General features: G+C 63.7%; 18 protein-coding genes. 8 read left to right on the forward strand and 10 right to left on the reverse strand.

The window, feature by feature from the left end; all coding sequences use genetic code 11:
- Nucleotide 1: 1 nt before the first annotated feature.
- Both U1702_RS02600 and U1702_RS02605 read right to left on the reverse strand, forming a co-directional pair.
- A complete protein-coding gene (locus U1702_RS02600; protein ID WP_332721793.1) occupies nucleotides 2-487 on the reverse strand; it encodes a hypothetical protein in 486 nt (161 codons plus the stop codon).
- Entirely contained in the window at nucleotides 396-677 is a 282-nt protein-coding gene (locus U1702_RS02605; protein WP_332724543.1) for a type II toxin-antitoxin system Phd/YefM family antitoxin, read from the reverse strand. The genes U1702_RS02600 and U1702_RS02605 overlap by 92 nt, the downstream gene beginning before the upstream one ends.
- 161 nt (nucleotides 678-838) lie before the next feature.
- On the opposite strand from U1702_RS02605, the gene U1702_RS02610 reads away from it, so the two are divergent.
- The 3 genes from U1702_RS02610 (at nucleotide 839) to U1702_RS02620 (ending at nucleotide 2,968) form a co-directional block, all read left to right on the forward strand.
- Complete coding sequence (locus tag U1702_RS02610; RefSeq protein WP_332721795.1) at nucleotides 839-2,023, forward strand: hypothetical protein; 1,185 nt, start codon at nucleotides 839-841, stop codon at nucleotides 2,021-2,023.
- Nucleotides 2,020-2,436 (forward strand): DUF3597 domain-containing protein, encoded by a 417-nt coding sequence (locus U1702_RS02615; RefSeq protein WP_332721796.1) that lies wholly within the window; start codon nucleotides 2,020-2,022, stop codon nucleotides 2,434-2,436. Before U1702_RS02610 ends, U1702_RS02615 begins: the two co-directional genes overlap by 4 nt.
- Nucleotides 2,437-2,581: 145 nt before the next feature.
- Entirely contained in the window at nucleotides 2,582-2,968 is a 387-nt protein-coding gene (locus U1702_RS02620) for a hypothetical protein (RefSeq protein ID WP_332721797.1), read from the forward strand.
- On the opposite strand, the gene U1702_RS02625 is transcribed toward U1702_RS02620, so the two are convergent.
- The 4 genes from U1702_RS02625 to U1702_RS02640 all read right to left on the reverse strand — a co-directional run bounded on the left by U1702_RS02625 (nucleotide 2,959) and on the right by U1702_RS02640 (nucleotide 11,552).
- Nucleotides 2,959-3,561: a hypothetical protein gene (locus U1702_RS02625; RefSeq protein WP_332721799.1), complete on the reverse strand. Its 603-nt coding sequence runs from the start codon at nucleotides 3,559-3,561 to the stop codon at nucleotides 2,959-2,961. The genes U1702_RS02620 and U1702_RS02625 overlap by 10 nt on opposite strands.
- A gap of 117 nt (nucleotides 3,562-3,678) precedes the next feature.
- Nucleotides 3,679-7,140, reverse strand: coding sequence for a TonB-dependent receptor (locus U1702_RS02630; protein WP_332721800.1), 3,462 nt, complete (start codon nucleotides 7,138-7,140; stop codon nucleotides 3,679-3,681).
- Between the two features lie 145 nt (nucleotides 7,141-7,285).
- A complete protein-coding gene (ligA, locus tag U1702_RS02635; protein WP_332721802.1) occupies nucleotides 7,286-9,415 on the reverse strand; it encodes an NAD-dependent DNA ligase LigA in 2,130 nt (709 codons plus the stop codon).
- Nucleotides 9,416-9,434: 19 nt separating this feature from the next.
- Nucleotides 9,435-11,552 carry a S9 family peptidase gene (locus U1702_RS02640; protein ID WP_332721804.1) on the reverse strand — a complete coding sequence of 706 codons (2,118 nt, stop codon included), beginning with the start codon at nucleotides 11,550-11,552 and terminating at the stop codon, nucleotides 9,435-9,437.
- A 120-nt stretch (nucleotides 11,553-11,672) separates the two neighbouring features.
- Here U1702_RS02640 and U1702_RS02645 point away from each other — a divergent pair, with 120 nt between their 5' ends.
- Nucleotides 11,673-12,167 carry a hypothetical protein gene (locus U1702_RS02645; RefSeq protein ID WP_332721805.1) on the forward strand — a complete coding sequence of 165 codons (495 nt, stop codon included), beginning with the start codon at nucleotides 11,673-11,675 and terminating at the stop codon, nucleotides 12,165-12,167.
- A gap of 2 nt (nucleotides 12,168-12,169) precedes the next feature.
- Here U1702_RS02645 and U1702_RS02650 read toward each other — a convergent pair whose 3' ends face one another.
- Nucleotides 12,170-12,748, reverse strand: a complete 579-nt coding sequence (locus tag U1702_RS02650) for a DUF3617 domain-containing protein (protein ID WP_332721807.1) — start codon at nucleotides 12,746-12,748, stop codon at nucleotides 12,170-12,172.
- Nucleotides 12,749-12,994: 246 nt separating this feature from the next.
- On the opposite strand from U1702_RS02650, the gene uvrB reads away from it, so the two are divergent.
- Genes uvrB through U1702_RS02665 form a run of 3 tightly spaced genes read left to right on the forward strand, consistent with a single transcriptional unit; the run spans nucleotide 12,995 to nucleotide 16,817 of the window.
- Nucleotides 12,995-15,181, forward strand: a complete 2,187-nt coding sequence (gene uvrB / locus U1702_RS02655) for an excinuclease ABC subunit UvrB (protein WP_332721809.1) — start codon at nucleotides 12,995-12,997, stop codon at nucleotides 15,179-15,181.
- Between the two features lie 38 nt (nucleotides 15,182-15,219).
- Complete coding sequence (locus U1702_RS02660; RefSeq protein WP_332721811.1) at nucleotides 15,220-16,254, forward strand: glycoside hydrolase family 5 protein; 1,035 nt, start codon at nucleotides 15,220-15,222, stop codon at nucleotides 16,252-16,254.
- Between the two features lie 32 nt (nucleotides 16,255-16,286).
- On the forward strand, nucleotides 16,287-16,817 hold the full coding sequence (locus U1702_RS02665) for a hypothetical protein (RefSeq protein WP_332721813.1): 531 nt from the start codon (nucleotides 16,287-16,289) through the stop codon (nucleotides 16,815-16,817).
- Nucleotides 16,818-17,287: 470 nt separating this feature from the next.
- Here the strand turns inward: U1702_RS02665 and U1702_RS02670 are convergent, their stop codons facing one another.
- A complete protein-coding gene (locus U1702_RS02670) occupies nucleotides 17,288-17,851 on the reverse strand; it encodes a hypothetical protein (RefSeq protein WP_332721814.1) in 564 nt (187 codons plus the stop codon).
- A gap of 60 nt (nucleotides 17,852-17,911) precedes the next feature.
- On the opposite strand from U1702_RS02670, the gene U1702_RS02675 reads away from it, so the two are divergent.
- Nucleotides 17,912-18,502 carry an NADPH-dependent FMN reductase gene (locus U1702_RS02675; RefSeq protein WP_332721816.1) on the forward strand — a complete coding sequence of 197 codons (591 nt, stop codon included), beginning with the start codon at nucleotides 17,912-17,914 and terminating at the stop codon, nucleotides 18,500-18,502.
- On the opposite strand, the gene U1702_RS02680 is transcribed toward U1702_RS02675, so the two are convergent.
- Together U1702_RS02680 and mutS are read right to left on the reverse strand one after the other, a co-directional pair.
- Entirely contained in the window at nucleotides 18,496-18,666 is a 171-nt protein-coding gene (locus U1702_RS02680) for a hypothetical protein (protein ID WP_332721817.1), read from the reverse strand. The genes U1702_RS02675 and U1702_RS02680 overlap by 7 nt on opposite strands.
- Entirely contained in the window at nucleotides 18,666-21,242 is a 2,577-nt protein-coding gene (gene mutS, locus U1702_RS02685; RefSeq protein WP_332724545.1) for a DNA mismatch repair protein MutS, read from the reverse strand. The genes U1702_RS02680 and mutS overlap by 1 nt, the downstream gene beginning before the upstream one ends.
- Nucleotides 21,243-21,244 lie beyond the last annotated feature (2 nt).

A 21,244-nucleotide genomic window follows, 5' to 3' on the forward strand; every position in this document is an offset into this window, starting at 1 on the left:
CCTACTCCGACCTTCGCGTAACCCGCACCGCCCCAATCTTTTTCGTAAACGCCGCCCGCACCCGCTCGAACAACCAATCCGGTATCGCACCGTGATAGGGCGTATCACCGCCAACCAATCGCACATCTGGTCCCGGCCAACGAAACTGGTTGATCTCGGTCACGACAACCCAGCTTGGCTCACGGTCTAGGCCCAGATCGCGCTTAACGATCGCTGGCATCTCCACGCCATCGCTCGCCTCATCTGGCCGACTATGCGTGACCGGCACAACGTTGACGAACACCTCGCGGTCCTGCGTGATCGTGGATAAAATAACGACGGAGGGCCGGTCTTTCAGCCCCTCTTCCTGCCCCGCATCCGCCTCGCGCGCCCATAAATAGGCGTAGCTGACGACATCACCCGGCGTCGGGGTCGGCCAGTCGCCGCCCGGCTTCGCGGGACCGCTCGCCCGGTTCGGCGCTGAGGATGGCTTCGATGGTTTCTTCATCCAGATCTTCCGTGCGGATCACCTGACGATCCCGGCGCTTGAGCCGCTCATACTCCCGCAGCGAGAGCATCACGACGCGCGTGACACCGTGCCGCTGGACCCCCACAGGACGCTGCATCGCCTCGTCCGTGTAGAAGCCAAACTTGCTCGACACCTCTTTCGCAGAAACCGTCAAAAGCGATTCTGACACGATAATCAAACTCCGTCCATGCGCCAATCTGGCCATAGTAGGGATTATAGGTGAATTGTCTACTTTCAGTTGATTTATAGAACAAAAAGAAAACACTTTCCTACAGCCCCCATTCCCGCATACCTAACCGGTCGTTTCCATCACACAGGGGTCACGACCACATGAACGCCATCCGCGACGCATCCGAATACGGCTTCAACCACGCCCGCTTCCACGAACTCGAACCCGGCGTCCCCGATGCCGCCCGCTATGACGGCTGGACCCCGGACTCGCAGAAACGCTTCCTCATCGCCATCTCGCGCGGCCTCAACATCACCAAGGCGTGCATGATCGTCGGCCTCAGCCGTCAGTCCGCCTATGCCTTTCGCGCCAGCGCGCGCGGCGCGGCCTTCGCGCTCGCCTGGGACGCGGCGCATATCCGCGCGCGCGACGTGCTCGCCGACGAACTGATGGACCGCGCCTTCAACGGCGTGACCGACAGCGTCAAGCACGACAACGGCACCAACATCACCCGCCACCGTCACGACAACAATCTCGCCTTCAAGATGCTGGCCCGCCTCGACAAGCGCGCCGACGCCGCCTGCACCGATACCGGCGCCACCGCCGCGCGCATGTGCGCCGCCGATTTCGAACAGATGCTCGACGTCATCGCGCGCGACGGCGGCCCCGCGCGCGCCGGCCTGTTCCTTGCCGCCCGCGTCGGCGAAGCCGCGAAACAGGCGACCGAGGCCGATCTCGCCCCGATCCGCGCGCTTGCTCGCGCCGATCGCTGGCTGCTCACCAACACTGACCTGGGGCAGGGGATCGACACGTCCGATCTCGACCCCGCCGCCCGCGCCAGCTGGACCGGCGAGCAATGGGCGCGGGCCGAGGCCGCTGGGCTGGTCCAGCTCGCCCCACCGCCGCCCGAGCTGTCAACCGAGCCTGAAACCGCGTCAAATCGTCAAGACTGTCAACCGCCGGCCTTTGTCGATCCCGACAATCCCGACGATCAGCCCGTCTGGTGGGACAGCCGCGACGAACAATGGCGCACCCGCTTCCCCCCGTCCGACGATTTCTGCGGCCAGGAGGATGGCGACTATGGCGACCCCGGCTATTCGCGCACGCTCGACGACGATGAGGCGGAGGTGATGGACGTGCTGGAGGAGGAAGCCGTCGCCGCGACGCTCCCCGCCGCCACCGCCGACCGCGACGGCTGGTTCGCCGCGCGTCGGGCCGAGCTCGCCGCGATGCGCGCCGCACCGGATTTAATCCCTGTCGACCCCGCAGCCGCGAACCTCGACGCCGCTCATGCGTTACCCGCCTCAACCGCGCGTCTCGCGCCGGTCCAGGAGGATTCCGCATGAGCATTTTCAGCAAGATCAAGGACGCCATTTTCGGCAAGGCCGACGCCGCGCCCGCACCAGCACCACAGGCCCCGCCCGCCGCGCCAAAGCCTGCCGCACCGCCAACACAGGCTCAGGCGCCGACCCAACAGCCCGCGCCCGCCGCACCCGCGCCGGTCGATGTTGAAGCCGTGCTGACGCAGAAGCTGACCGCAAAGGGCAATCCCGACCTCAACTGGCGCAGCTCGATCGTCGATCTGATGAAACTGCTCGATCTCGATTCCAGCCTCGACAACCGCAAGGAGCTTGCGACTGAGCTGGGCTATACCGGTGCCAAGGATGGCAGTGCGGAGATGAACATCTGGCTGCACAAGCGCGTCATGACCGAACTCGCCAAAAACGGCGGCAAGGTTCCGGCTGGCATGGCCGACTAGCTCTTCTTCTTGTCTTAAAGCCCCTCCCCTTCAGGGGAGGGGTTGGGGGTGGGGCCTGTCCGCTGGGCGACACGCGGGGAGGAGTCCCCCGGAACCCACACCCCGTCCCGCCGTTCTGATCCCACATCACCAATTCGAGGGCATCATGACCAAATCCACCACCACCCCCGGCACCAAAACCCCGGCCAAGCCCCGCACCGCGCGCAAAACCCCTGCGCGTGCCAAGCCCGCGACCGCCAAGCGCGCGACCGCGAAGAAATCCACCAAGCCCGCCGCGACCCCCGGCGTCATTCGCCGCAACGCGGTCCCGCTTGCCGGTGCGGTTATCGCCGGTGCCGCCGCAGCTGCCGCATTGTTCTTCACCCGCGTTTCCAGCGACCTTCCCGAAGGCCATGCCGCACCCGATCTGGAGACCGGCGAACATCCCGGCGCGCAAGACCGCGCCGACCCGCATTTCCGCCCTGACATGGACGCGCCGTTGACGGCGGAGGACCGCGCCGCGCTCGCACCGGCGCTCGCCCCTCAGACGTAAGGCTCGGAGATGCCGCTGGCGATCAGCAGCACGATCAGGGTCGCCAGCATCGCCACATTCTTGCGCCGTCCATCGACCTTCAACAACGCGATCAACAGGCCCAGCACAGAGAAGCCGGAGATGAAATAGATCCACGTCGCCAGCGCGCTGCTCACAAACCCCGGCACTTCCGGCGTAGGGGTGATGCTTTCGATGATGCCCAGCCCGATCCAGCTGGCGATATTCGCGGTCAGCAGCCCGCCGATGACCATGCGGTTCTGCTTGTCGTACCAGTCGTTGAAATCGGGCCATTCCTCCGGCTCGTCGGGAAAGATCAGGCTGGCGGCCATGTAATAGATGCCGACCATCGCCAGCACGCAGATCAGCGTCAGATAATTCGCACTGATCTGCGCCCGCGCTTCATAGGCGAGCAGCCAGAAGGAGGTGAGGTCCAGCATCGCGACGATGCCCAACAGCGGCGTCAGCCACCCGATCCGTATTGGCCTGGTCCCGCGCTTCAGCTTCAGCGCCCGCGCGAACCCGCCCAGCACCTCGGCAATGGCAAGGCCCAGCAGCAGGCCATAGACCGCAAACACCAGCTCGAACGGACTCATCGCGCTTCCCCCTTTGCTCGGCGGGATTAGCTTAAGCCGTTGCCGCCAAAAGAAAACCGCCGCCCCGGTGGTCCGGGACGGCGGTGTTTCAGTCTCCCAAGGGAGGAGTCATCAAGATCAGAAGTTGTAGCTCACGCCCACCTTCAGGCGCCAGACCGACGACGATACGTTGATCTGGTTGTCCGCTGCGAAGGTGCTGGCACCGGCGGCGCTGGTGATGATGTAGCGACCCTGCGCATCGACACCCGAGGTCGAGGCGATGTCCTGAACGCCATAGAAGTTACGGCGACGCTGCACGTTCCAGTTCTCGTCGAGGAAGTTCAGGAAGTTGTCGAACATGGCATAGACCTTGATCTTGTCGTCACGCCCGAACAAGCGGCCCGGTCCGGGCAGCTCCTGCGAGAAGGTCAGGTCGAGGTCGTAATACCAGTCGTTGGTGCAGCTGTTGCGCGTCACCGTCTTGCCCGAGAACTTCTTGGCGCAATCCAGACCGTTGGCAAAGGCGACAAGGGCGTCGACCGCTGCCACCGTGGAGGTTGGCGAAACGTTCGGATCGCTCATCCCGGTCGGGATATAGACCAACGCGTTGTCGGTGCCGGAGTTGGTGTTGCTGAACACGCCACCCCCGGTCCAGGTCAGGCTGTACGGACGGCCTGCACGGGCAACGAAGGTGAAGCCGAGCGAGGTCGCCAGCCCGTCGCCCAGGAACTCGTTCTTGAAGTTCGTGGCGAGGGTGATGTTGTGCTTGCTCTGATAGAAGCCCGGCGACGCCGCCGGGTTCTGACGGTCGAACGCCGCAGTCTGATCGTAGTTGGAGCCTGCGGTCGAGTTGTACATGTTCCGGCGGTCATGCGAATTGGTGTACGCATAGCCGAACGAAACCCAGCTCGACCCGCCATCCGTAATCAGACCGCCATCGAAATTCTTCGACAACAGGAATGATGCAACGTGGCTGCGATACCCTTCCTGGTTGGTCAGCATCAGCTCGTCGAAGCGGTTGGCGGTGTTGGTGAAGCACGCCGCGTTGACGTTGGCATAGACTGGGGGCGAACCCGGATCGGTCAAGCGTGCGGTGCAGCCTGCCTGCAACGTATCGATGGCCGAATAGATCGGACGACCGTCGATCGTATAGCCGTTCAGACCCTTCCGAATGTCCACCGTCTGCGCCAGATCGACCAGCGTGAACGGGTTGCGATACTCGGAGTAGATATAGTCGAGGTTGGCATTCCAGCCGCTGAAGAACCCGCTGGGCGCAAAGTTCAGCTGGGTGCGGAAGCCGAGGTTGGCGCGCACCACCGTCGATACTTTCAGATCGGGATCGATCGACTGGGTGTTACCGCGACCGGCAGCCGCGCTGGCAATCGCATTGGCACTGATGCACGCCGGAACGCCGGTGAAGGTGTTGCCGTTCAGGACCGAAATCTGGCCCTGTGCATTCTTGACGGCGGCGCAACCGGCAGCCGAGCTGTTGCCGGTGGCGAAACCGCGGCCGTCATTCTGGAATGCGTTGCCGAACCACACCAGCGGATCGCCGCCGGAGAAGATGCCGACGCCGCCGACCAGCTGCGAACGGGCGAACAGGCCGTCATTGTCGAGGTCATAGGTGAAGCCGACACGCGGCAGCACCACTGGCTCAAGCTTGCTGAAGCCATTGCCGTTGTTGAAGCCATAGCGGCTTGCAAAGACCGGGTTGTAGGCGGGCGAACCGCCGTCATACCAGTCTGCGCGAACGCCTGCGGTGATCTTCAGCTGATCGTTTACCTTCCACTCGTCCTGCGCATAGATCGAATAGATGCTGCGATCGAACTTCGCGGCGGCGCTGGTGACGTCGCCAGTCGACGAATAGTTGCCGAACGCGCCATAGGTGCAGCCTGCGATGACGTTGACCGGGGTCGTGGTCGTCGTCGGCGAGCAGGTGCCGGTCGGGGTCGTCCCGGCCAGGCCGGGCGAAACCAGACCAGCGCGCAGATCGGCGATGCTGCGGAAAACCAGCGTGCCGGTCGCGTTCTGGACGAACAGGTTGAACAGGTCGGCCGTGTTCAGCTCGGCACCGAATTTGAAGCTGTGATCGCCCGCCGTCAGTTTCATGACCGCGCGATACTGCTGAACCGTGGTCTGCAGGTCGTTGGCCGAGCGCGAATTGCCCGGACCGGCCAGGACGGCGCCGTCGATGCCGGTCGGGTTGTCGATCGCAACGATGATGCGCGGGATCGGGCTGGCCGACTGCGCTTCGCCGCCGCCGATCGGATCCTGACGATCCACGATCTCCGAACGCGAATAACGCAATTCGGTCGAGAGCGCGTCGGTCCACTGCGAATAAAGGCGACCCGAATAATAGTTCGAGACGGTGCCGCTCAGGTAGAATGTGTTGCGGCCGATCGCCTGCGGCGAGCTGCCGGTGAACAGATCGTCCGGTCGCACCGTCGATTCTTCGAGGCGCTGATACGTGCCTTCCAGACGGTGATTGTCGGTGATCTGAAGATCGGCGCGAACGAAATAGCGATCGTTGGTATAATCGCGGTTGGTGACCAGATCGCCGGTGTCGATGCCATAGGTGCTTTGCAGAACCTGACGGATTTCATTGAACTGGGCGAGCGAGATGCCGGTCTGCTGGTTGGCGTAACCGGCACCGGTGGGGCCGTCGTCCTGCGACTGACCGGCTTCCTGATGCTCATAGGCACCATAGATGAACAGGCGGTCCTTGATGATCGGGCCGCCAAGCGTCACGCCCCAGCGCTTTTCGGGCTGGATCGACGCGACCGGGCGACCGGCAACGCTGGTGCCGCGAAGGTCGGCGTTCGAATATTCGAAGAAGCCACCGGCGGTATATTCGTTCGTGCCCGACTTGGTGATGACGTTGATCGCGCAGCCCGTGAACTGGCCGTAATCGACGTCGAACGGTGCAAACTGGACCTGCGTCTCGCGGATCGCGTCATAGGGCAGCGGGGTCGAGCTGCGCGACGAGAAGCCGGTGTCGTTCAGGCCATAGATGTCGCTCTGTGCGGTACCGTCGACGGTGAAGGTGTTGCCACGATCGTTGCCGCCCAGGCACGAGATGCGGTCCTGGCCCGAACCGCCATCGTCGCGGTCGAGGCTGACGCGCGGATCGATGCGGATGATGTCGCGCACGTCGCGGTTGAAGCTGGGGGCTGCGGCGAGCACTTCGGCACCGAACGAGGTGCCAGGGCCGACTGCGAGCTGGGTCTGGCGAACGCGGCTGCCGGTGACGACGATTTCGCCGCCGCCCGAGGCGAGCGCGAAGGTCAGGCTGGTATTGCCCTGAAGCGTGGTGACGATGTCCTGAACGCTCTGGCCTTCAAAGCCGCTGGCGTTGGCCGTCACGCTGTAAGGACCGCCGGTGACAAGGCCGGTTGCGGTGAAGGAACCATTGGCACCGGTGGTCAGCGTGCGCTCGGCACCCGTGCGGGTGTCGGTGATGACGACTTCGGCGCCGGCGACGGGCGCGCCATTCTCGTCGGTCACGGTGCCGACGATACCGGACGTGATCTGCTGCGCGCTGGCGGCAGCCGGAATCGAAAGCGCAGCGACTGCTGCGCCGAATAGCAGATGGTTTCGCATTATAGTCCCCTTAGGATGGCTGCTCAAAAGCCTGCGCATGCGGTGCTCGTTCACCGTCCTGCGCTGCCCCATGGGGAGAGTTCTTTGCTTTTATGTGACAGTCAGATCAAGCCAATTGTGCGTTGCAAAAAAGCATCACCTGAAACTAGTGCGCGGATGCCACGATTTCCGTCCATTCCGCCTCGTCGATCACCCGGATTTCGAGTTCTGCTGCTTTTTTTAGTTTCGATCCGGCACCCGGTCCGGCGACGATCAGGTCGGTTTTTGCCGACACCGACCCCGCGACTCGGGCGCCCAGCGATTCGGCCTGTGCCTTTGCCTCGTCGCGGCTCAGCGTTTCGAGGCTGCCAGTGAACACGATGGTCTTGCCGGAGACCTCTGACGCCTTCGCCTCGACCACGAAGGGCGGGGGACTGACCTCAGCCAGCAGATCGTCCCACACGGTGCGGTTGTGTGGTTCATGGAAAAAGTCGGCGAGCGCATGGCCAACCGCGGCCCCGACATTCTCGACCCCGATATGCTCGGCGATTGCCTTGCTCTGGCGGTTGCGAAACTTTTGATCGTCCTCGCCCAAGGCAGGCGACATGTCTGCCCGCAGCGCGATGAGTTCATCGGCGAGCGTTTGCAGCGCGGGCAGGGTGGTAAAGCGCTTCAGCAGATCGCGCGCGGTCACGATCCCGACATGCCGGATGCCCAGCCCGAACAGCAATCGCGCCGCATCGGGCTCCCGCTTCGCCTCGATCGCGGCGAGCAGATTGTCGACCGACTTTTCCTTCCAGCCTTCGCGGGTCAGCAATTCCTCACGATGCGCGGCGAGGCGGAAGATGTCCGCCGGTTCGGCGATCCAGCCCAGATCGAGGAATTCGACAATCGTCTTTTCGCCCAGCCCCTCGATATCCAGCGCACCTCGGCTGACGAAGTGGCGCAGCCGCTCCAGCCGCTGCGCCGGGCAGATCAGCCCGCCGGTACAGCGATAATCGACTTCGCCCTCCTCACGCGTCGCTTCCGACTGACAGATCGGGCATTTCTGCTCGAACACATAAGGCGCACCCGGCCTGTCGCGCGTGAGATTCTCGACGATCTGCGGGATCACATCGCCTGCTCGCTGGAGCAGGACGCGGTCGCCCGGACGCACACCCAGCCGTGCGATCTCATCGGCATTGTGCAGCGTGGCGTTGGTGACGACGACGCCGCCGACCGTCACCGGCTCCAGCCGCGCAACCGGCGTTAGCTTGCCGGTGCGCCCGACCTGAATGTCGATGGCGTTCAGAATCGTCTCGGCGCGCTCCGCCGGGAATTTGTGCGCAATCGCCCAGCGCGGCGCGCGCCCCACGCTGCCCAGCCGTGCCTGCCAGTCGAGCCGGTCGACCTTGTACACCACGCCGTCGATGTCGAAGGGGAGGTCGGCGCGCTGCGTCTCGATCCGGCGATAGGCCGCGAGTGCATCCTCGACGGTCGCGGCGACGGAGAACAGGTCCGACACCGGAAAGCCCCAGCCGCGGATCGCATCGACCACCTCGCCTTGCGTCTTGCCGGGCAGGGCGCTGGTCTCGCCCCAGCCATGCATGAGGAAGCGCAACGGGCGCGATGCCGTGACGCCCGCGTCCTTTTGCCGCAGCGATCCTGCGGCCGCGTTGCGGGGGTTGGCGAACTGACGCGCCGCTGTCGGGTCGTCCGCTTCGGCCAGCAACCGGGCGTTGAGCGCAAGGAAATCGTCCTTCGCCATATACACTTCGCCGCGCACCTCGAACACGTCCGGCGCGCCCTCGGGAAGCTCGCGGGGAATGTCGGCAATGGTCAGCGCATTGGCGGTGACATTCTCGCCCACCTGACCGTTGCCGCGCGTCGCGGCGAGCACCAGCTTTCGATTCTCGTAGCGCAGCGACGCCGACAGGCCGTCGATCTTCGGCTCGGCGGTCAGCGCGACCGCATCGCCATCGCCCAGCTTCAGGAAGCGTCGCACCCGCGCCACGAACTCCGCCACCTCTTCGTCGGAAAATGCGTTATCGAGGCTCATCATCGCCTGCGCGTGCGGCACCTTGGCCAGATGCCCGGCCGGTGCCGCGCCCACTTGCCGCGACGGCGAATCCGCCCTCATCAGCGCTGGAAACGCCGCCTCGATAGCGGCATTGCGTCGCATCAACGCATCATATTCCGCGTCGCTGATCTCGGGCGCGTCGTCGGTGTGATAGAGGGCGTTGTGGCGCGCGATCTCAGCCGCCAGCGTCTCCAGCTCGGCGGCGGCTTCGGTGTCGGTAGCGGGCAGCTTGGTCATGCTCCCCGCTACCGCGACCTTACTTCACCTTCAACTGGTCCAGCGCGAACGCCAGATATTCCGCCTGTTCGCGGAACCGCTCGAACCGCCCCGACTTGCCGCCATGCCCCGCTTCCATATTCACGCGGAACAGCAGCGGATTGGCATCGGTCTTCAGCGTCCGCAGACGGGCCACATATTTGGCCGGCTCATAATATTGGACCTGACTGTCCCACAGCCCGGTGCCGACGAAGATCGCCGGGTACGCGCCCTTCTTCAACTGGTCGTATGGCGAGTAGCTGAGCATATAGTCATAGCTCGCCTTGTTCTCCGGATTGCCCCACTCGTCATATTCGCCGGTGGTCAGCGGAATGGTGGGATCGAGCATCGTCGTCACCACGTCCACGAACGGCACGAGCGAAACGATCGCGCCGTAATCCTGTGGCGCGATATTCGTTACCGCGCCCATCAGCAGCCCGCCCGCGCTGCCGCCCATTGCCGCGACGCGACCTTTCTTCGCATAGCCCTGCGCCACCAGATAACGCGTCACATCGACGAAGTCGGTGAAGCTGTTCTTCTTGTTGAACATCCGCCCGTCATCATACCATTTGCGGCCCATTTCCTGCCCGCCACGGATATGCGCGATGGCATAGACCATGCCGCGGTCGAGCAGGCTGGGCAGCATCGGCGAGAAGCCCGGATCGGTCGAATAGCCATAGCTGCCATAGGCATATTGGAACAGCGGGGCGGTGCCGTCCTTCTTGAACCCCTTGGCATAGACCAGGCTGACCGGCACCTTTGTCCCGTCGCGCGCCGTCGCCCACACGCGCTCCGTCACATATTTGGATGCGTCGTAACCGGGCACCGGCGTGACCTTCAGCACCTTGCGCTCACCGGTTTTCATGTTCGCCTCGATCACCGTCGACGGCGTGGTCAGCGAGTTATAGCTATAGCGGACCGAATCGGTGTCCGTCTCGGCATTGGTGTTCAGCGCCATCGTATAGGCCGGTTCCTCCGCCTCGACGAAGCTCGACTTGCCGTCATTGCCCAACAGCCGCATCCGCTTGTTGCCGCCCGAACGCTCCTCGATCGCCAGATAATTGTCGAACGGCTGCACGCCCTCGATGAACACGCTGTCGCTGGTGGCAACGACGTCCTTCCACGCGGTCTTGCCCGCCCCGGTCTGGCTGTCGGGCACGGTCATCACGCGGTAGTTCGGCGCGTTCAGATTGGTGCGGATGACCCAGCGGTCGCCGACATGGTCCGCGCCGTACAGGAAATCGCGCTCGCGCGGGGCGAGCACGGTGAAGCTCGCGGGGTTGTCGCGCGGCGCGCAACGCTGCTCATCGCTGACCGTCTTGCCGACATAGATGCAGATGAACTTGTTGGAACTGGTGGTCCCGATCCCCATCGAGAAGGTGTCGTCCTTCTCCTCATAGACCAGCCGGTCGGCGCTGGCGGGGGTGCCCAGCACATGCGCCTTCACCCGCTTGCCCAGCAGGGTCACGGGGTCCTTCTCGATATAGAAGATCGTCTTGTTGTCGCCGCCCCAGGCAAAGCCAGGTTCGGCATTGGTGATCGTGTCGGTCAGTGTTTCGCCGGTGGTCAGGTCTTTGACCTTCAGCACATATTGCCGCCGCCCGACCTTGTCCTCGGCATAGGCCAGCAAGCGGTTATCCGGGCTGACCTGCCGTCCGCCGACCGAGAAGAAATTCGCGCCCTTCGCCATTTCGGGCTGGTTGAGGATGATCTCCTCGGGCGCATCCATGCTGCCCTTGCGCCGCGCGACGATCGGGTAGTTCCCGCCGGTCTCGAACCGCGTGTAATACCAGTATCCGTTGTCGCGGTACGGGACGGTGCTGTCGTCCTGTTTGATGCGTCCGACAATCTCCTTGTACAGCGCCTCCTGCACCGGCTTGGTCGGGGCCATCACCGCATCGGCATAGGCATTCTCGGCCTTCAGATAGGCCAGCATGTCCTCATTCTTGCGGGTATCGTCGCGCAGCCAGTAATATTCGTCCTCGCGGGTCGCCCCGAACGGTGCCTTCACCTGATGCGGCTTCTTGGCGGCCACCGGCGGCTTGGCGGCCTCCTGCGCGACGGTGGGCGATGCGGCGATCATGCCAAGGGCGAGCGAGCGGCCAAGCCAGCGATTCATGCGATTCTCCTGCGATAGGTTGCGGTAAGTGTGGGATAAAGTGGCCAGGGCCGCAAGCTGTCCCGCCGCCCGCTGACTCCGTTGATTTCTGTGGCTTGAGTGACGTCGCTACAGAGTGGTATGCAGCGCGCGACCGGGGAGGGGTTTTCGGTGAACGAACATGTTTTGCGCGCATCGCCGCGCAGCTATGAAACGACGCTGGACCGGGCCGGGCTGGCGCTCGCGGCGGGCGGGCTGCTGGGCGGTATCGTTGTGCTGCTGCTGGTAGTCGCGGCGGGACAGCGGGAGGTGCTGTCGCTCGGCACGGCGTGGGTCTTGGGCACGGTGTTCACAACGCTGGGAATCACCGCCGTCGGCGCGCCGTTATGGCTGGTGCTGCACATCGCCGGATGTCGGCGCGCCTGGCATGCCGGGGTGTTGGGCGCGGTGCTGGCGATGGTGATCTTCCTTGCCGGACAGACCTATGGCTTCGGCCTGTTCGACGCGCCGCCCAGCGACGATCGCACGATGCTGTTCCGCTGGTTCAGCGCGCTGGCGACCAGCGGTCTGATCGCACTGGTCGCGGCGGGGATCGCAGTTGCGATGTGGCGGGTGGCTTACCGGCCGACGGTTTAAGATTACACCGTCTTCTTGCCCACCGCATCGGCCGCCTTCTTCTCCGCCGCCGTGCAATCGCCGATCCGCTTGCCGGTCGTCTTGGCCTTGATGTTCATCGCCGGGCCGTTCGGCCCGCCCGCATTCATTTCATTGTCGATGGCAAAGCTCTCGTCGCCGAACGTGCCGGAGATCCGCATCTTCATCTCGCCACCCATGCCCTGAGCCGCGCACACCAAAGTTCCGTCGATCGCGCCGTCGCCCATCTGGAATTTCTCGTATTTGCAGCGCCCCTGCGACTGCGCGATGACCTCGGCCGGCGGGCTCTTTGCCTGCTCTTCGGTGATGCAGCTGGTGCTGGTCTGCACCTTTTTCAGCATCAACTCGGTCATCTGCTTCTTCATCTCGCCTTCCAGACCGGGGATGTCGACCGACACGGTCTGGACCACCGTCTCCCATTTGCCCGGCTTGAACCGCGTGCCTCCCGCCTCGTCGACCTTCTTCGCCACTTCCTCGGGCGAGGCATTGGTCAATGACACTTCGCTGCCGCCGCAGCTTGCCAGCGCGAACGCGGCACAGGTGATGAGCAAAATGTGGCGCACGGTCCGTCTCCTAGACATTTTCCGCATTTGTGTACCGGTGGGCGGCAACGGGCAACCGACAAGTTTGGACGGCGTTAAGTTCTTTATCTGTTCTCAACAATCTGCTAGGGGCGAAACGGAAGATTTACGTTGAGCCACGCGTTAGCGAAGGTGTGCGGCCCCTTCGTTGACAGCACGCTGAAACTGTCAACGAGTTGTCAACCGCGACTGAATTGCACCTCCGTTTGAAAGCCCCATATTCGCCTTATGGTCATTCAGATTCGCACCACCCTCGCCGAACCAGATACCGGCCAGAGCTTTATCCCGCACCGGCCCAATCGGCCGGAGAAGAGTGAGGGCGGCCGCAAATTCAAGCTTGTCACCGATTACACCGCCGCCGGCGACCAGCCGACTGCGATTGCCGAGATGGTCGCGGCGGTGAATGCGGGGGAGCGCGACCAGGTGCTGCTCGGCGTCACCGGCTCGGGCAAGACCTTCACCGTCGCCAAGGTGATCGAGGCAACGCAACGCCCGGCGCTCGTCCTCGCCCCGAACAAGATCCTCGCCGCGCAGCTATACGGCGAGTTCAAGTCGTTCTTCCCCGAAAACGCCGTCGAGTTCTTCGTCAGCTATTACGATTACTACCAGCCGGAAGCCTATGTCGCGCGGTCGGACACATACATCGAGAAGGAAAGCTCGGTAAACGAAGCGATCGACCGGATGCGGCACTCCGCGACCCGCTCGCTGCTCGAACGCGACGACGTCATCATCGTCGCGTCGGTATCCTGCCTCTACGGCATCGGATCGGTCGAGACCTACAGCGCCATGATCTTCGACCTGAAAAAGGGCCAGGTGGTCGATCAGCGAGAAATCATCCGCAAGCTGGTCGCGCTCCAATACAAGCGCAACGACGCGGCATTCCAGCGCGGCAATTTTCGCGTGCGCGGCGACAGCCTCGAAATCTTCCCGTCGCATTATGAGGACACCGCCTGGCGCATCTCGTTCTTCGGCGACGATGTCGAGGAGATCACCGAATTCGACCCACTGACCGGCAAGAAAGTCGCCACGCTCAATTCGGTCCGCGTGTTCGCCAACAGCCATTACGTCACGCCCGGACCCACGCTCAAACAGGCGATGGGCGCGATCAAGCATGAGCTGACCGAACGGCTGAAGGAGCTGGAGGCGGAGGGCAAGCTGCTGGAACATCAGCGGCTGGAACAGCGCACCAATTTCGACCTCGAAATGATCGCGGCAACAGGCTCATGCGCAGGCATCGAGAATTACAGCCGCTTCCTCACCGGTCGCATGCCCGGCGAGCCGCCACCTACGCTGTTCGAATATCTCCCCGAAAATGCATTGCTGTTCGTGGACGAAAGCCACCAGACGATCGGCCAGATCAACGGAATGTCGCGCGGCGATCACAAGCGAAAGATCACGCTCGCCGAATATGGTTTTCGCCTGCCGTCGGCGATCGACAACCGCCCCTTACGCTTCAACGAGTGGGATGCGATGCGCCCGCAGACCACTTACGTCTCGGCAACCCCGGGCGGGTGGGAGCTGGAACAGACCGGCGGCGTGTTCAGCGAACAAGTCATCCGTCCGACCGGCCTGATCGACCCGCCGGTTGAGATCAGGCCAGTCGAGGAGCAGGTGCAGGACCTGATTCAGGAATGCCGCAAGACTGCGGAGGCGGGCTATCGCAGCCTAGTCACCACGCTGACCAAGCGCATGGCCGAGGACCTGACCGAATATATGCACGAGGCTGGGCTGAAGGTCCGCTACATGCATTCGGACACCGAGACGCTGGAGCGGATCGAGCTGATCCGCGACCTGCGGCTGGGCGTCTATGACGTGCTGGTCGGGATTAACCTGCTGCGCGAAGGTCTCGATATCCCCGAATGCGGTCTGGTCGCCATTCTCGATGCCGACAAGGAAGGCTTTCTGCGCTCCGAAACCTCGCTGATTCAGACCATCGGTCGCGCCGCGCGCAACGTCGATGGCCGCGTGATCCTCTATGCCGATCGCATGACCGGCAGCATGGAGCGCGCGCTCAACGAAACGAACCGCCGCCGCGAAAAGCAGGAAGCGTACAACCTCGAACACGGCATCACGCCCACCACGATCAAGCGCAACATCGGCGACATCATCGCGCATGTCGCATCGAAGGACGGCGTAACCGTGCCGATCGACGAAGATCGTCCGCACATGGTCGGCCACAATCTGCGCAGCTATATCGAGGACCTCGAAAAGAAGATGCGCAACGCCGCCGCCAATCTGGAATTCGAGGAAGCCGGCAAGCTGCGCGACGAAATCCGTTCGCTGGAGGCGGAAGAGCTCGGGCTCCCGCCAAGCGAGCACAAGGCACCGATCATGGGCCGCAGCAACGAAGGTAAACCGGGGACGCGAAAGACGCGCTATGGCAAGACCCAGCGTAAATGGGGCGGCGGTCGATAACAGGCAAAATGTGTCAAGTCTGACAATCAGAAGGGGGAATGATGCGCATATTGCTGACAGGGCTGGTGAGTGCCGGACTTGCGACAGGTGGGGCAACCGCGCAGACCGCGAAATTCGACTATACCCCCGCGCTTGCCGCGAAACCGCGAACGGGCATCGCGCTGCCGATCGGCAAATGCGTCAACATGGCCAATCATCTGGAGGCACCGACCGAGACATCTTGGGGTCGCGCAATCGAGGATGCGGATTTCACGGCGATCAAGGCGGCAGGCTTCGACACGATCCGCCTGCCGGTGCGCTGGTCCGCCCATGCGGACAAGACGGCGCCCTATGCGATTCACCCGGCTTTCCTCAAACGGGTGAAGCATCTGGTTGCGACGGCTAGCGGCGCTGGTCTCAACGTCATCCTAAACCTGCATCATTATGAGGAACTCTATCCCGACCCGCCTGCGCATGCCGTCCGCTTCGCGGCGTTATGGGACCAGATCGGGACCGCGTTCAAGGATGCACCAAAGGGCGTGTGGTTCGAGTTGTTGAACGAACCGACCGCAAAGCTCGATCATTCCAATTTGCTGACGATCCTCAATCCAGCGCTCGCCAATGTCCGCAAGACCAACCCGACCCGGCCGGTGATTATCGGCGGCGAAAAATGGAGCGGCGTCGATTCGCTGGCGACCATTCCGCTGCCCGACGATCCTTACGTCGTCGTGACCTTTCACGACTACAACCCGTTCCCATTTACGCATCAGGGTGCCAGCTGGATCGACCCGAAACCGCCTCTCGGCCGCGCTTTCGGCCCAGCCGACAAACCGGAAATCGACGCCAATCTGGCAAAGGTTCGCGCCTTCATGAAGCGGACCGGGCGCGTGCCGTTCATGGGCGAGTATGGCGCGATCGATTTGCCCGCCGTTCCCGTCGAACAACGCATCGCCTATTATGGCGCGGCGTCGGCGGCCTATGCCTCGATCGGCGTTTCCAGCTGTGCCTGGGGCTACACCAACACCTACCGTCTGCGCGACGGCGACAAATGGATTCCGGGCATGATCGAGGCGATCCGGGCACCCTTGCCTTGAGCCACCGCGATGCTTCCCCCATAAGGCCCGCCATGCGTACCCTGACCCTTATCGCTTCGCTCGCCCTGCTTGCCGGTTGTGCAACGGTGGTGCCGCCGGCCCCCGGACCCGCCGCACCGGCACCGATGCCGGTCTATACGCCGCCGCCGCCCGCGCCACCGCCTGCTACCAGCAGCGATTGGCGCGACTGGGCGGTGACGCCGGGGACCTGGGCTTATCGTCAGGATGCGCGCGGATCGATCGGCCTGTTCGGTGCGCGCGACGCCGATGCCCAGTTCACCATTCGCTGCGACCGGTCGGCGCGGCAGCTTTATCTGTCGCGCAAAGGTGCTGCGCCCGGCGCGATGACGATCCGCACGTCCACGACCGCGCGCAGCCTGACCGCTCAGCCGAGCGGCGGAACCCCCGCCTATATGGCGGTAGCGTTGCCGGTGTCGGACCAGTTGATCGATGCAATGGGATACAGCCGCGGCCGCTTCATCGTCGAAACCGCGCCGCTGCCGCCACTGGTGATTCCGGCATGGGCCGAGGTGCTTCGCGTTGCCGAGGATTGTCGGCGCTGAGGGGACACGAGCCGCGATGCGCCAGAACTCTAAGAGTCGCCGAAACATAAACAAAAAACAAGACTTGTTCTGCGATTCACAATGATTCAATGTGGCGTCGTGCCCAGGCCGGGCACGACGTTTTAACTAGCGAAAGGAGGTGATCCGATGTCTCATGGTTCAGCAATGGGGTCGGTTCAGTTCGTTCGGGAGACGCGTCGCTAGTTCCGATGCATCCGGTGGATCACCTCCACCGGGATGGTGCACGGGGGGACTTCTCCCCCAATCAACGGCACCTGCAGCGGACAAGCGGCCCGCATGGTCTCCCGGGCTGGAGCTTCCGGCCGCTGACCATGTCGGAGGTCACCGGGTGCCAGATGGCATCCGGTGGCCTCTTTCATTTTCATAGCTTGCAATGTTGGAATTCATTTGCTGGAATCGGGCCGCGATCTTCGGACGTCGCTCTTTGACAGCTTGAATGCAGCGCGCAGCTACAGCAGGTAGACCACCAGATAGCGCGCCACGAGCGCCGCCATCACCGCGACGTTGGCGCGGTGGCTCTGGACAACGATCGCCACGATCATCAGTCCCGCGAGGATGATCGTCAGCCCCAGCGCCAACGGGTTTCGGAGCGCCAGCGTCAGTTGCGGCACGTTGAGGTAGAAGGCGAGCTGACACACCAGCAGCGCCAGCATCGCCCCCAGCACGATCCGTTTCACCCGGAAATAATGACCGTCGAGTTCGGCATGCTCCGCCGGTTCGCGCGGAAATACGAGATGCGCGGCAAGGTAATAGGCGCTGGCAAACACCGTTACCGCCATAAGGCTATGGCTTGAAACACCGATGACGTCGCGGGTCGTCCACGCCGCCTGCCAGAAGGACAGCAGGTCGAGCAGCACGAACACGCCCAGCAACGGCGTCAGCCATCCGATCCGCATCGTCGCGCCCGGACGAAGCCGCGCCTCGATCGCCCGGGCAAGCCCGCCCAGCACCTCGACGATCGACAGGCCGAGCAGCAGCCCGAACAGCGCGAAGATGAACTCGAATTGCGACATGGCTTATCCCCCTTTTCGCTCTATCCATGGCTGACCCGCCAAGTCGAGACAGGAAGCCCCATGCCGCACAAGATTCTCGTTCTCTATGGCTCCTATCGCAGCGACCGGATGGGCATCCGCTTGGCACGCTGGCTGGTGACGCAGCTGGACGCGCGCGGCTGCGATGCCGAATTGATCGACGCTCAGGCGGTGGGACTGCCCATGCTCGACCGCATGTTCAAGGAATATCCGGCGGGTGAGGCCCCGGCGGCAATGCAGGAACTGCGGGACAAGATCGTCACCGCCGATGGCTTCCTGTTCGTGACCGGCGAATATAATTGGGGCATGCAGCCGGGCCTCAAGAACTTGACCGACCATTTTCTGGAGGAATGGTTCTGTAGGCCCGCCGCCATCGCCAGCTATTCCGCCGGACGATTGGGCGGCGCACGCAGCAATTCGATGTGGCATCCGACGCTCAGCGAAATGGGGATGGTCGTGGTCTCATCGACGCTGACGGTGGGACAAATCGGACGGTCGCTGACCGAGCAGGACGAACCGCTGGGCGAGGGCGGGGAAGCACTGATACGCAGCTTTCCACGCTTTGCCGATGACCTGCTATGGTGGGTCGAAGCAGCGAAAGCGCAGCGAGCGCGGGCTGCGCCGCCTTATTGAACGAGGGCGACGATTCCCCACAGGATCAGGGCCAAAACGCTCAGGATCACGACCGGAATCGCAATGATGATTGCCGTCGCTTTTCGTGCCGCAGGCTTGCCCCAACCGTCCCGCACACAGCGAACGACGACCTGGGCTAGCCCGATAAGTCCGGTTTCACGCATCACTCGTCCAGCATTCCCTTGAGGCGATATAGTGCATCGAGTGCTTCACGTGGGGTCAGTGCGTCGATATCCAATAGCGTCAGTTCGGAACGCAGCGCGTCGACGGGCTCTTCTTCCCGCGCCGCCAACGCAGCGAACAGCGGCAAATCGTCCAGCCCCGCCGCAATGCCGCCGGTCTTTTCGCGTCCCGCTTCAAGCTTCGCCAGCACCGATTTGGCGCGTGCGATCGTGATCGGGGGCAGCCCGGCCAGCCGCGCTACCGCGAGGCCGTAGCTGCGATCGGCCGGACCCTCGCTGACTTCGTGGAGCAGGACCAGCTCACCTTTCCACTCCCGCGCTCGAACATGGTAGAGCGACAATGCCTCACACCGCTCCGCCAGCCGGGTCAACTCGTGATAATGGGTGGCGAACAGACAGCGGCAGCGATTATCCTCATGGATTGCCTCGACCACTGCCCAGGCGATGGCGAGACCGTCATAGGTACTCGTCCCACGCCCAACCTCGTCGAGGATGACGAAGCTGCGCGGCGTCGCTTGCGCCAGGATCGCGGCGGTCTCGACCATTTCGACCATGAAGGTCGAACGCCCGCGCGCCAGATTGTCCGATGCCCCGACCCGGCTGAACAGCCGATCGACCAGCCCTAGTTTGGCGCGGGTCGCGGGGACATAGGCACCCGCCTGCGCCAGCACCGCGATCAGCGCGTTCTGGCGCAGAAACGTCGATTTACCGCCCATATTGGGGCCGGTGACCAGCCATAGCCGGTTGCTCTCCGACAGCACGCAATCATTGGCGACGAAACGCTCGCCGCTTTTCGCCAGCGCCGCCTCGACCACGGGATGACGCCCGCCCTCGACCTCGAAACAGGCATGATCCACCAGCATCGGCCGCGTCCAGCCACCATCCGCCGCGCGTTCCGCCAGACCCGTTGCGACATCCAGCCGCGCCAGCGCATCGGCCGTAGCGGCGATCGCCTCGCGCCGGTCCAGTGCGGCCTCGGTCAGATCCTCCAGATGTGCGGCTTCGGCGGCAAGGGCATGTGCACCAGCCTGCGTCACCTTGAGCGCGACATCGTGCAGTTCCGGCGCGTTGAAACGGACGACACCAGCGAGCGTCTGGCGGTGCGTAAACCCACTTTCCGGGCGCATTAGATCGTCGGCATGCTTCGCCGCAACCTCGATATGATAGCCGAGCACGCCATTATGCTTGATTCGGAGCGCCGACACGCCTGTGCGCCCGCGATAATCCGCCTCCAGTGCGGCGATGGCGCGTCGCCCGCCGGCCCCGGCGTCGCGCAAATCGTCCAGCGCAGCGTCATAACCTTCCGCGACATACCCGCCTTTGTCCGCGTCGATCGGCGGGGTAGGGACCAGCGCGCGCTGGAGCAGATCGATCAGCGCACCATGCCCGCGAAGTTGCGGCGCGAGTTCGTCGAGCAGCGCCGGACGTGCGGGCAGTTTCCCCAGCTTCTCGCCCAGTCGCCATGCCCCGTCGAGCCCGTCGCGCAGCTGGCCTAGGTCGCGCGGGCTGCCGCGTCCGGCGGCGATCCGGCCCAGCGCGCGACCGATGTCGGGCAGCGCGCGAAGGGCGGTGCGGATGTCGTCGCGCAGCCCAGGTTCGTCATGGAAGCGCTGAACAAGGTCGAGCCGCGCCTCAATTGCCGCCCGGTCCATCAGCGGCGCGGCAAGATCGGCACCCAGCAATCGCGCGCCCGCCCCCGTCACGGTGCGATCCACCGCGTCGAGCAAACTGCCCTTGCGCGTTCCCGCCGTCGACAATGTCAGTTCCAAACTCTCGCGCGTCCCCGCGTCGATCGCCATCGCCGCATCGCTGCGGGTGACGCGCGGCGGGCGGAGGAAGGGGAGGGGGCCTTTGGCGGTGTGGTCCAGATAGGCAACGAGGCCGCCCGCCGCCGACAACGCCGCGCGACTGAACTGCCCAAAACCGTCGAGCGTGGCGACCGCGAACAGCGCCTTGAGCCGCGCTTTGCCGCCAGTGCTGTCGAACTCGCTGCGAGGGCGGTGCGTGGTCGCGAGTTCGGCATGCCCTCCACCGTCGACGGCGACCGTTTCGGCCGGGTTGAGCCGAGCCAGTGCGGCACCTAGGCTGTCGGCTGCGCACTCCAGAATCTCGAACCGCCCGGTCGATATATCCGCCGCCGCGATCGCTACCTCGCCGCCCGCCTCGCCGATCGCCGCGCACCAGTTGGCGGTGCGGCTGTCGAGCAGCGATTCCTCGGTCAGCGTGCCCGCCGTGACCACGCGGATAACGGCGCGACCGACCAGCGCCTTTGATCCGCCGCGCTTCTTTGCTTGCTCCGGCGTTTCGATCTGGTCGGCGATGGCAACGCGATGCCCGGCCTTGATGAGCCGTGCGAGATAGCCGTCCATCGAGTGCGCGGGCACGCCACACATCGGGATTTTCTCACCAGCATGTTCGCCCCGTGCCGTCAGCGCGATGTCGAGTGTGGCGCTCGCCGCCTTGGCATCGTCGAAGAACAGCTCGAAGAAATCGCCCATGCGATAGAAGAGCAGGCAATCCTGCGCTTCGGCCTTCAGCGCGAGATATTGCGCCATCATCG

This window comes from Sphingomonas sp. LT1P40, from assembly GCF_036663835.1.
Taxonomy (GTDB): domain Bacteria; phylum Pseudomonadota; class Alphaproteobacteria; order Sphingomonadales; family Sphingomonadaceae; genus Sphingomonas.